The sequence below is a fragment of the Mesoflavibacter zeaxanthinifaciens DSM 18436 genome, from assembly GCF_000422365.1.
In the GTDB taxonomy this organism is placed as follows: Bacteria; Bacteroidota; Bacteroidia; order Flavobacteriales; family Flavobacteriaceae; genus Mesoflavibacter; species Mesoflavibacter zeaxanthinifaciens.
In genome coordinates this window covers 36,719-48,561 of record NZ_KE383820.1, presented here as the reverse complement: position 1 = coordinate 48,561, position 11,843 = coordinate 36,719, and the positions used below count along the sequence as shown (strand labels likewise).

The window sequence follows — 11,843 nt, the reverse complement described above, 5'->3', positions numbered from 1 at the left end:
CAAATTGTATCGAGAAGTATAAAAAAAGCCTTCAAAAATTATTGAAGGCTTTTGTGGTATTTTTTAGTCATGTCATGTCGAATTCACGTGAGACATCGCACACGATATGTAATAATTATGTGATTTCTCCTAGCGTCGAAATGACTCAACCTTTTCTTATTTAAAACTCCTATGAACTCAGTGTGATATTTTATCCAAAAGAGATTCCTGCTTTTGCAGGAATTTATCCTACGATATTCACAATTTTACCTGGTACGACGATTACTTTTTTAGGTGTACGTCCTTGTAATTGTTCTTGTGTTTTTTCGTGAGCCATAACGGTTTTTTCTATTTCGTCTTTGCTCATATCCAAAGGTAATTCTAGTGTAAAACGCATTTTACCATTAAACGAAATTGGATAATTCTTACTGCTTTCTACTAAATGCTTTTCTTCAAAAACTGGGAAAGGCGCTGTAGAAATTGACATTTCATTACCTAATTGATGCCATAACTCTTCTGCAATATGTGGCGCGTATGGCGATACTAAAATTAGTAATGGTTGTAAAATATCGCGACTTGTACATTTTTGTGCTGTTAGCTCGTTAACCGCAATCATAAAAGTAGATACCGATGTATTGAAAGAGAAATTTTCTATATCTTCTTCTACCTTTTTAATGGTTTTATGTAAAGTTTTTAAGTTGTCTTTTGTAGGTTCTGTATCGGTAATTTTTAAACCGTTATCGTCTACGTATAACTTCCATAATTTTTTAAGGAAACCATGCACACCAGTAATACCAGCAGTATTCCAAGGTTTTGCTTGCTCTAACGGACCCAAAAACATCTCATACAAACGTAAGCTATCTGCACCGTAATCTTCACAGATTTGATCTGGATTAACCACGTTGTATTTTGATTTTGACATTTTTTCGACTTCGCGACCGACTTTGTAAACATCATTATCTCCTTCAATTATTTCTCCATTTTCACCAATAAAAATAGCACCTTTAAAATCGTCACCAAATTCGCTATCTTCTTTTAAGCCTTCAATATCTAATTCATCTGAAGCATTTACATATTGAACTTTAACATGTAAAGCAGAAACTTTAAGCATATTAGTTTGCCCATATTTCGTTTCACCTTCAGGTAAAGTCTCATTAACTTCATTTATTTCTTTATTAATTCTTCCAACAATTTTAGCCCATAAATCCGATGAAATTTTATCAACATCATCATTTTCTATAAGTTTAGCTATCTCAGCAGAAACATAAATAGAAGACGAAAAAATTGATCTAACCGCATTATCTTGAATATTACCTGTTGATTTCTTTCCAGTCATAGGTAAAGATTCAACTCTATAAACAAAAGCACTAGTCCCCAAGATCATTCCTTGGTTTATTAGCTTTTTAAAAGGTTCATCTACGTTTACAAAATTTCTATCTTTTAAAAACTTAGTCCAAAAACGTGCATATAATAAATGTCCAGTAGCGTGCTCGCTTCCGCCAATGTATAAATCTACATTTTCCCAGTAGTTAAGTGCATCTTCGGTTGCAAATGCGTTACCACGATTAGCTTGTTCTTCCATATATCTAAAGAAATACCAAGAACTTCCTGCCCAACCTGGCATGGTGTTAAGCTCTAAAGGAAATACCGTTTTATCGTCTATTTTATCGTTGCTAACCACTTGGTTTAATTGTGTATCCCAAGCCCAAACATCTGCACGACCCAATGGTGGCTCGCCAGTTTCGGTTGGTAGATATTTTTCTACTTCTGGTAAGGTAATTGGCAAATGTTTTTGGTCTATCATTTGTGGCATACCATTAACATAATACACCGGGAAAGGTTCTCCCCAATAACGCTGACGACTAAATACTGCGTCGCGTAAACGGTAGTTGGTTTTTCCTTGTCCTTGTCCTATTTGTTCTAGCTCAAAAATAGCGCGTTTGGTTGCTTTTTTGTAGTTCATTCCGTTAAGGAAATCGCTATTAGCAATCACGGTTTTTTCTTTATCTGCAAACGCTGCTTCGCTTATATCTACACCTTCAAAAATATTTGGGATTTCGATATTAAAATGTTTAGCAAAATCGTAATCACGTTGGTCGCCACAAGGCACAGCCATTACTGCTCCTGTACCATAGCTAGCCAATACGTAATCGCCAATCCAAATTGGGATTGGTTCTTTAGTAAACGGATGCTCTGCATACGCACCTGTAAATGCACCAGAAATGGTTTTTACATCTGCCATACGATCGCGTTCGCTACGTTTTGCAGTTGCTTCGATGTAGGCATTTACCTCATCTTTTTGTTCTGGTGTTGTAATTTTTGAAACCAAATCGTGCTCTGGCGCTAAGGTCATAAAACTTACGCCAAAAATAGTATCTGGTCTTGTCGTGAAAACTTCGATGGTTTCGTTATGATCTTTTACGTTGAAAGTTACAGATGCTCCAACCGATTTACCTATCCAGTTACGCTGACTTTCTTTTAACGCATCTGTCCAATCGATGCTATCTAAACCTTGTAATAATCGCTCTGCATACGCCGAAATACGCATAGACCATTGTGTCATTTTTTTGCGCACAACAGGATGACCGCCACGTTCTGACACGCCATTTACAATCTCGTCGTTAGCTAAAACAGTTCCTAAAGCCGGACACCAATTTACTTCAGTTTCGGCTAAATACGTTAATCTGTATTTTAATAATATGTCTTGTTGTTTTTCAGATGAAAAGGCTTGCCATTCTTCAGCAGAAAATGTTTCAACTGTTTCGTCACAAACAGCGTTAACTGTTGTATTTCCTTCTGAAGAAAAAAGTGTTTCTAATGTTGAAATGCCTTCAGCTTTATCTGAATCTATATTATACCAAGAGTTGAACAGTTGAATGAAAATCCACTGCGTCCATTTGTAATATTCTGGATTACTAGTGCGTACTTCTCTACTCCAATCAAAAGAAAACCCAATTTTATCTAACTGTTTTCTATAAGTAGCAATGTTGGTTTTTGTTGTAATTGCAGGATGTTGTCCTGTATGGATAGCATACTGTTCTGCCGGTAAGCCAAAGCTATCATAACCTTGCGGATGCAATACATTAAAGCCTTTATGACGTTTGTAGCGCGCATAAATATCACTAGCAATATACCCTAACGGATGTCCAACATGTAATCCTGCTCCAGATGGATAAGGAAACATGTCTAGCACATAATATTTAGGTTTTTCGCTGTTGTTTTCGGCTTTAAAAGTTTCGTTTTTGGCCCAATACTGTTGCCAATGGTCTTCTATCTTTTTAAAATCGTATTGCATCTTGTTGTTTTTCGGCTTATAAAAGCGCAAATTTAAACTTATTATAACAATGTTGAAAGTTTAAACGTTGTAAACATTAAGCAATCCAAAATATTTATATTTTTACGGTATAATCTAACATCGTTTTATGAGTTCATCTTTTGACAGATATCAAAAAAGACGTTTAATTTCGTCTTATTTTTCAGTTGTAATTAGCATCGCTTTAGTACTTTTTCTATTAGGAATTGTTGGCTTTTTATTGCTTAACGCGAAAAAAGTAACCGATTTTATGAAAGAAAACGTAAACGTAACAGTGTATTTAAAAGACACTGCTAAGGATGTTGAAATAAAACAACTTGAAAAAAGTCTAGCGCTTGCAGACTATGTAAAAACAACCGATTTTGTATCTAAAGACGACGCTGCAGAAGCAATGAAATCTGAATTTGGTGACGATTTTATGGATCTAGTTGGTTATAATCCTTTACAAAATAGTATTGATGTAAAGTTGAAAGCCGATTTTTTAACTAACGAAAAGTTAGAAGAATTAACTGCTTTAGCACAAGAAAAAAGCTTTGTAGACGAAGTTAAATACGACGAAAGTCTTGTTGAACTTATTAATAGCAACGTTAAAAAAATAAGCTTTTGGGTATTATTGCTTAGTGCTATCTTCACTTTAATTGCTGTACTTTTAATTAATAGCTCTATTAGATTATCTGTTTACTCTAAACGATTTACAATTAAAACTATGCAAATGGTTGGCGCTACAAAAAGCTTTATACGCAGACCTTTTGTTTGGAAAAGCATAAAACTTGGTATTCTTGGTGCTGTTGTAGCATTAATAGGACTTGGTTTTGTTGTTTACTACGTCGATAAAATGTTTCCAGAATTAGCACTTAGACAAAGTTTAGTCTTAATTGGTGGTTTATTTTTAGCCGTTTTCCTATTAGGGATTATAATCACTTGGATAAGTACACATTTTGCTACACAACGTTTTTTAAATTTAAAAACTGACCAGTTGTATTAAACAACTTTAACAGCTTTTAACGTTAGCGTTAACAATACTTCACACAATAGCACGTTATCTTTACTTAACCAAAAAATTAAGTGCGACTGACCATACCATTACATTAACAAATTTAATTAATCCCTAAAATTAACGGTTATGAAAAGAGTAACGTTTGTATTGATAGGTCTTATAGCAATTGTAATTTACATTGCCAAAGCAAAACCAGAAGCTAATAATAAAGTAGCACAAGTAGAAAAGGTAAGTCCAAAAAAACATACCATTAAACATATATATGATTAATTTAAAAAGTTTAAATTTGTCTTATAAATAATAAATCATCGTGGGCGAAAGTAAAAACAAGAACAAAAACAATCTTAAAACCGAATTGGTTTTTAAAAAGCACAATTATAAGTTTATGTTCATAGGTCTTGCTCTTATGGCGCTTGGATTTATACTTATGTCTGGCGGTGGAAGTGATGACCCTAATGTGTTTAACCCAGAAATTTTTAGTTGGAGACGCATTAGACTAGCACCAACATTGGTTATTATTGGTCTTGGCGTACAGGTTTATGCAATACTATCTAAGCCTAAAAATTAATCTACCCTTTATAATTTTGATTTAAGTATAAAATCTTTAGTGATTTGATTTAAATAAGTCTCTGTATTTGCTAAAGCATCTTCAAAGTTTTTTGCTTTATCCATAATGGATGCGCTGTATTGTATGCCTATTTTTTGAAGTGCCTCTTGACTTAAATCTACACTACCACAAAATGTTGCTACTTTAATCCCTTTTGATTTTGCAGATTTTAAGATACCATCTATTGCTTTACCTGAAAGTGTTTGACTATCTAGCTTGCCTTCTCCTGTAATGATCCAATCTGCGTTTTTTATTTTATTATCAAAATCGGCTATTTGTTTTACTAGTTCTATTCCTGGTGATAGTGTTCCGTTTAAAAAAGTAACGCAACCTGCGCCCATTCCGCCTGCTGCTCCTGCTCCAGCAATGTCTTGAACATTTGTATTGAAATGAGCATCTAAAACTTTTGAAAAACTTTGAAGACCTTGATCTAAGTATAGAATATCATTTTTTGAAGCACCTTTTTGTTTTGCATATACATGTGCTGCACCATTTGTACCAAAAAGCGGATTTGTGACATCGCATGCTATTTGTATGCTAACTGATTTTAATTGTGAATCTACATGCGTATCATCAATAGATTTAATATTAATTAGCTCGCTACCAATTGGCTTCACTTGGTTATTAGTTTCATCTAAAAAACGGTAGCCTAAAGCGGTTGCCATACCAATTCCGCAATCGTTAGTAGCACTTCCTCCAATTCCTAAAATGATGTGTTTTGCACCTTTATTAATCGCATCGAGAATTAATTGTCCGGTACCAAAGGTTGTGGTATTCATACAATTTTGCTCTTCTGGTTTTAAAAGCTTTAAACCTGATGCTTCAGCCATTTCTATAAAAGCTGTTTTAGACTCTTCGGCATATAGATAGTTTGCCTTTACCTTATTAAATACCGGATTATTAACTTCAACTTCTATATTGTTTCCGTTAAGGTAATAATTAACAACTTCAATAGTACCATCTCCTCCATCTGCTAACGGTACGTTAATAACCTCTGCATTGACGGTTTGCTTTAAAATTGGCGCTACGATGTTACAAAACTCTAAGCCTGATAATGAGCCTTTATACTTGTCTGGTGCTAATACAATTTTCATTTTTTAACTTAAGATATTAGGTAAAAATGAACTTATTATAAGTATAAAAGTAAAGAATGAAATTAGTATAATACTTTCCTTTTTAAATAAATCCTTAAAGCTAACTTTATAGTCCATCTCTATTTGTTTTGCAGGTACTTTATGGGTTAATTTACTCACTAAAATCGCAACTAAAATTGCTATTATAAATCCTGTGAGATTGTACCAAATCCAAAAAATATCAGGCACATAATTATATCCTAAATCTGCTAATGCTAAATGAATAGAATCTTGACCCGAATAAAACTGACCTTGTGTAAAAAAGTACACTAACTCTGGTAAGTATTTAAAAATAAGGTTAACTGCTACCGATGTTATAATGGCAGCATTCATACCAATATGATTAACTTTTTTTAAGAATATTGCAATAACAAAAGCGGCTAATATTGGCCCATAAAACAAGGATGTAATAGCATTAATAAGCTCTATAACTGTGCTTTGGCTATTACCAAAAAGATATGCTGCAAGTATACAAACTACACCCCAAAAAACAACAAGCCCTTTAGATAACACCATATAGCGTTTTTCGGACAGCTTGTTTTTTCCGCTATTAAAAAAATCTTCGATAGTTACAGCACTTAAAGAATTAATGGTAGAACTTAACGAAGACATTGCTGCAGATAAGATACCAACCATTAAAATACCGATTAGTCCGTTTGGCAAATATTTGGTAATAAATACAGGCATCATTAAATCTGGTTTTATACCAGAAGCTGCATATTCTGCAGGATAATGCACACGCGTTGTTTCTTGTATGCTTTGGTAAAACTCTGGAATATTACTAACTAAATAGCCAATAATTAATCCCATAATACAGTATACCAATACTACAGGAAATCTTAGCAGTCCATTAGCCATTAAAAGTTTTCTAATTGTACCCTCGTCTTTTGCAGATAATAAGCGTTGTGCTTGGGTTTGGTCTGTACCGTAGTACGATAAATACAAAAACAAACCACCTAAAAGCATTGGCCAAAAGCCATATTCTTCACCTTGGAAAATTCCTAAATTTGACAGGTCTATTACCTGTAATCTTTCGGAATTAAAGCCTGTAAATGTTCCGGTATCTTCCATTAAAGAATAACCAACAATAAGGCAAATTATTAATCCTGAAAACAGAATTATCATTTGTATGGCGTCGCCCCAAACAACAGCTTTCATACCACCTTGATACGAATAGACAAGTGTTACAATACTTATAATAATTAACGTCCAATGAAAACTTATACCTACTACAGCTTGAATAATTAACGCCATAGTAAACACCATTACACCTGTCCCTAAAGCTCTACTAATTTGAAAAACAACACTAATTAATTTTCGAGTGGATTTAGAAAAGCGACGTTCTAAATATTCATAAATACTAACAATACCAGATTTGTATAAAGGTGGAATTATGAAAAACATTATACCAATCATAGCTAGAGGAACACCAAACTCAAAGGTTAACCATTTTAATCCTCCGTTAGCTTTTAAACCAACAAAAGCTGGTGCTGAAATAAAGCTAATGGCAGATAATTGGGTTGCCATAGTTGATAAACTTAGTGGAAACCAACCTAAGCTTTTTCCTCCTAAAAAATAATCTTTAGAATCTTTATTTTCTTTGAAGAAATAGCCCATAGCCACAAAACCTATGAGGTAAACAATTATAATGGTGTAATCTAGCCAATTCATTTAGTTGCTTTTTAGTCTTTTAATAAATCTAGTAATAATGCTGCACTCCAAGAAAAGTTATTCCCTCCGTAACCAGCATTTTCTGTTACAGATTTTCTAGAATCGAAATATTCGTAAAAACCATATTTTTCGATTAGTGTTATAGAATCTTCTTTTACACGATTAGCAATATCTGTAAACCCATAATTATTTAGTCCGTTATAAAGCATCCAGTTAAGGTTTATCCAAATTGGTCCACGCCAATATTTTTTTGGGTTAAATCTATCACTTTCTGGGTCGAAAGATGCACAAAGATAACGGTCTTCTCCTCCAAATTTTTCAATTAGCGTTTTTACCATTACCTCAGCGTGTTCTTTTGTTGGTATATTGGAAAATAAAGGTGCAAAAGATGAAGACGAAAGATGTTCTATCTGCTTTTCGTTTCTTAAATCGTAGTGTACGTAACCTCCTAATTTTTCGTTATAAAGCTTTTCGTTAAATCTTGTTATTGCCTTTTCTTGCCAAGCTTTTAATGTACTTATTTTATCTTCTGAATCGCCAATCATTTCATACAACTCAATTAATGCTTCGTTAGATTTAATAAGCATAGCATTAAATAATGGGTCTTGTACTAAGAATGGTGATAATTCTGCAATTTTTGCGTCATCATAATTATGCGCTTTTGCAATTTCAATTAAATGAAGATAGTAATCATACTCTCTATTTGTTGGTCTTTGTGCTGCATCGACGTGTGTGGTATCTCGTCTTTCAAACTTATAGTTTGGCGGATCCATAGTCTCCCAAATATCGTCCCAAATTGGTGAATTGTCTGTACCAGATTCCCAATTATGATATATGAAGACTAATCCTTCTTGATTTGGGTCTCTGTGGTTGTAAAAATGTTGATGGTTAAAAAAAACTTTATCTATGTTTTGCTTGATAAAATTTAGCATATCCTCTTTATCATCTACAATATCATAAATTTCTTTAAGCACAAATCCCAGTACTGGCGGTTGCGTCATACCAGTTGTTCTATGACTTTTAGATGCTAATGGATGAAGTTTTGATAAGTGAAAATCTGGACCAGGAAAATAGGTGTCACTATCGTTATGAAATACGATGTGAGGAATAAATCCATTTTCCCATTGTGCGCTTAATAATGCTTCTATTTCTCGTTTTGCTTTGTTACTATCGTAATGGGCAAATCCGATAGCTATGAAGCCTGAATCCCAATTCCACTGAAAAGGATATAAGCCTTCACAAGGTATTGTAAATCCTTTATCTTCATTAAAATTAGTATTAAGAATATGTTTTGCTTTTTCTTGTAGGTTGTCTTTACTCATAGTTTGGTTTAATATAAAAATTGTAAAAAAAGCATCGGCATTACGATAAATAATACCAATGCTTTAAGACATAATTAAATAATTTTAGAAATTAAATGTAGTGGTAATAAATAATCGTCTTGGTAATATTGGTCTTCCGTAAAAGAAGTCACCATCTGCAGATTGTCCTGCAATACCAGCTCTTGGATTTCCTTCTGTAAGTCCAGAACTATCAAATAAGTTAAATACAGAGAATCCAACTCTTAAATTACTATTGTCTTTAGTTTTAAAAGTATATCCTGCACCTAATCTTGCTATAGTGATTGCGTCTAACTCTACGTTATTAGTATCGTCTGTAAATTTTGCACCAGTATGGTTAAGTGAAAATAAAGCGTCAAACTGGCTATTGTCATAATTTAGAGCAAACGATCCTAAAAAGTTAGGCTGCCTTCCTATTTCATTTCCTTCGTTAATTGTAGTGATGCCACCATTAACTAAATCTTCTGTTTGATTTGTTGTAATTTCATGATTTTGATACGTTAATGTTGCTGATGCTGTAAATGCATCTGTTATTTTATAGTTACCTGTTGCTTCTAGTCCTAATGTTTTTGTAGATTGTTCGCTACGACCTTGGTCTACTAACTCTCCGTTAACAATTGCTTGATCAATTCTAATACGATCACTTAACCCTACGTAATAAGCTGCAGCAGAACCTGAGAACTTAGATGTACCAAATTTTGCTCCTATTTCTCCTTGTAAAATTGTTTCAGCGTCATAATTTGTGTCTCTAATTCCTGGTGTTGGTGCAAAACCACGTTGTTGTGGGAAAAAGAATCCTCTTGAGAAGTTAGCGTATAAATTTGTAGTTGCTGTTAGTTTATATAAACCTGCAAGTGATACAGCCCAATCTGTTGCTTCAATTTCACCTGTTGTAAATGTACCGTCTGTATATCTTACGTTTTGAAGATCTGAAGTTAAATTAGCATCATCATAAACTTGGCTTTCTGCTAAGTTTCCTCTTCTAAATGTTCCCTTTGTAGATTCTATTCTAAAACCAACATCAAAACGCCATTTATCTAAAACCATCTCGTCAGTAATATAAAATGCTGTTCTACTTTGGTTTAAAAAGTTATTAGTTGTCATACCTATTCTGTTATATAAACCTCCTTGAGAGTAAATAACATTATCTCCACCAGCATTTGTATAACTTAAGTTTATAAGACGTGGATTATTATTAAATTCTGAAAGTACTCTATATTGATAATTAACATCTTCTGCTTCTGTACGTGCCAAGAATGTACCTGCTGTATAAGTATGTATACCGTTTTCTGATTTAAAAACTAAATTAGCCTCTCCAGAATAGTCTGTCATTGGTCTTAATCTATCAATGTGTAAATTTTCAATTACTAAATCATTACCATTAATTTGTTGTCCTGATCCACCTAAATAATTTGCAGTATAATCTATGTTATTTGGTGCCACAGCAGACACATAATCTGATAAAGTAATAGGATTACCATAATTACCGTTACCTCCAACATATAAAGCAAAATTGTGTTGATAGTTAGCATATTTTACTTTAGACTTAAATTTTAAATTATCTGTTAAATCGTAATTAAAGTCTGCTAAAATATATCCTCCTTTAGTGTAAACACCATCTCCTATAGGGCTGTCATAATTTCCGCCAGGTGTTAAAAAAGATGTGTTAGCCAATTCTCCTGTTAATAAAGATTGTACCTCATCACCATCATTACCATTTAATCGCTCTCTTGATCCTCCTTGAAGAGGTAAAGGCATAAAAAATTGTGCGCGGTCATTTATAAACTGACCATGTACTGTAAAAAATCCTTTATCAAATTTTTGTTTGATATTAGCTCTTAATTGAAATCCTCTAGTATCTAATCCTGTATCTATAGGACCTTCGTCTTTTCTAACAAAACCAGTTACTGCGTAGTAAGTATTTGAGTCTTCTCCTCCTAATTGTCCTCCAGAGTAGAATTCAGTTTTTAATCTTCCATCTGTACCATACTCTAAATTAAGGATATTTTCATCATTAGAATCTCCTGTTTTACTAGTGTAATTAATAATACCTGCTACAGAACCAGCACCGTATAAAACTGCTGCTCCACCTCTAACAAATTCTACACCTTTAAATCCTAAATCTGGTCTTGCATACACATCATGAGCAGAAGAGTTAAGACCAAACGTACTCATTAATGGCATACCATCGTATTGTAATGGATTAAATACGTATTGTCCGCCAGAAGGTAAACCTCTTACAAAAAGATTAGTAGCTGTTTCTCCTCCACCACCTTCTGCTGTAATACCAGGAATACTACGTAAAACATCTGCTTGGCTATTTGCAGATAACTTTGTAATGTCCTTTTGTTTAACAGAGCTTATAGACATTGGTGTCTCTTTTTGAGATCTAAAAGTAGAAGACGCTGTAAGTACAACTGTTTCTAATGCATTTTCTCCTTCTTGTAAAACAACGTTAATATTCACTTCACTGTTATTACAATCAATACTTTGTTCAAAAGTATCAAAACCAACGTAAGACACTTGTAAAGTCTGTTGACCTGTCAAACTTGTAGTAAACGTAAAATTACCCTCAAAATCTGTAACAGCTCCAAAGTCACTATTCTTAATAATAATATTTGCTCCCATTATAGGCGTATTATTTGCATCTGAAACTTTTCCTTTAATGACAGTCTGAGAAAAGGCAGAAATAATACTAATCATCATTAAAGATGTAAGTAAAAATTTTTTCATGTTAGTTATATATTTTGTGTTAGTGAGGCTAAAATATTATCAAATAGTTAAATTTTTATCAAAAAAATTA

General features: G+C 33.3%; 8 protein-coding genes. 3 read left to right on the top strand and 5 right to left on the bottom strand.

Features of this window, described 5'->3' with window-relative positions:
- Positions 1-223: 223 nt before the first annotated feature.
- Positions 224-3,274, bottom strand: coding sequence for a leucine--tRNA ligase (locus H574_RS0112315; RefSeq protein WP_027880870.1), 3,051 nt, complete (start codon positions 3,272-3,274; stop codon positions 224-226).
- 127 nt (positions 3,275-3,401) lie between these two features.
- Here H574_RS0112315 and H574_RS0112310 point away from each other — a divergent pair, with 127 nt between their 5' ends.
- The 3 genes from H574_RS0112310 to H574_RS0112300 all read left to right on the top strand — a co-directional run bounded on the left by H574_RS0112310 (position 3,402) and on the right by H574_RS0112300 (position 4,857).
- Positions 3,402-4,277 (top strand): cell division protein FtsX, encoded by an 876-nt coding sequence (locus tag H574_RS0112310; RefSeq protein WP_027880869.1) that lies wholly within the window; start codon positions 3,402-3,404, stop codon positions 4,275-4,277.
- 138 nt (positions 4,278-4,415) lie between these two features.
- Positions 4,416-4,559 (top strand): hypothetical protein, encoded by a 144-nt coding sequence (locus H574_RS14665; RefSeq protein ID WP_155912670.1) that lies wholly within the window; start codon positions 4,416-4,418, stop codon positions 4,557-4,559.
- Positions 4,560-4,599: 40 nt separating this feature from the next.
- Positions 4,600-4,857, top strand: a complete 258-nt coding sequence (locus H574_RS0112300; protein ID WP_027880868.1) for a DUF3098 domain-containing protein — start codon at positions 4,600-4,602, stop codon at positions 4,855-4,857.
- An 8-nt stretch (positions 4,858-4,865) separates the two neighbouring features.
- On the opposite strand, the gene H574_RS0112295 is transcribed toward H574_RS0112300, so the two are convergent.
- The 4 genes from H574_RS0112295 to H574_RS0112280 all read right to left on the bottom strand — a co-directional run bounded on the left by H574_RS0112295 (position 4,866) and on the right by H574_RS0112280 (position 11,773).
- Positions 4,866-5,990 carry a glycerate kinase gene (locus H574_RS0112295; RefSeq protein WP_027880867.1) on the bottom strand — a complete coding sequence of 375 codons (1,125 nt, stop codon included), beginning with the start codon at positions 5,988-5,990 and terminating at the stop codon, positions 4,866-4,868.
- Between the two features lie 3 nt (positions 5,991-5,993).
- Entirely contained in the window at positions 5,994-7,700 is a 1,707-nt protein-coding gene (locus H574_RS0112290; protein ID WP_027880866.1) for a sodium:solute symporter family transporter, read from the bottom strand.
- A gap of 11 nt (positions 7,701-7,711) precedes the next feature.
- Positions 7,712-9,022 (bottom strand): MGH1-like glycoside hydrolase domain-containing protein, encoded by a 1,311-nt coding sequence (locus tag H574_RS0112285; protein ID WP_036227640.1) that lies wholly within the window; start codon positions 9,020-9,022, stop codon positions 7,712-7,714.
- Between the two features lie 84 nt (positions 9,023-9,106).
- A complete protein-coding gene (locus H574_RS0112280; protein WP_027880864.1) occupies positions 9,107-11,773 on the bottom strand; it encodes a TonB-dependent receptor in 2,667 nt (888 codons plus the stop codon).
- Positions 11,774-11,843: the final 70 nt, after the last annotated feature.

Excerpts from the sequence above, each read along its gene's own strand:
- H574_RS14665 (WP_155912670.1), top strand. The coding sequence starts at position 4,416 with ATGAAAAGAGTAACGTTTGTATTGATAGGTCTTATAGCAATTGTAATT.
- H574_RS0112285 (WP_036227640.1), bottom strand. The coding sequence starts at position 9,022 with ATGAGTAAAGACAACCTACAAGAAAAAGCAAAACATATTCTTAATACT.
- H574_RS0112315 (WP_027880870.1), bottom strand. The coding sequence starts at position 3,274 with ATGCAATACGATTTTAAAAAGATAGAAGACCATTGGCAACAGTATTGG.
- H574_RS0112290 (WP_027880866.1), bottom strand. The coding sequence starts at position 7,700 with ATGAATTGGCTAGATTACACCATTATAATTGTTTACCTCATAGGTTTT.
- H574_RS0112295 (WP_027880867.1), bottom strand. The coding sequence starts at position 5,990 with ATGAAAATTGTATTAGCACCAGACAAGTATAAAGGCTCATTATCAGGC.
- H574_RS0112280 (WP_027880864.1), bottom strand. The coding sequence starts at position 11,773 with ATGAAAAAATTTTTACTTACATCTTTAATGATGATTAGTATTATTTCT.
- H574_RS0112310 (WP_027880869.1), top strand. The coding sequence starts at position 3,402 with ATGAGTTCATCTTTTGACAGATATCAAAAAAGACGTTTAATTTCGTCT.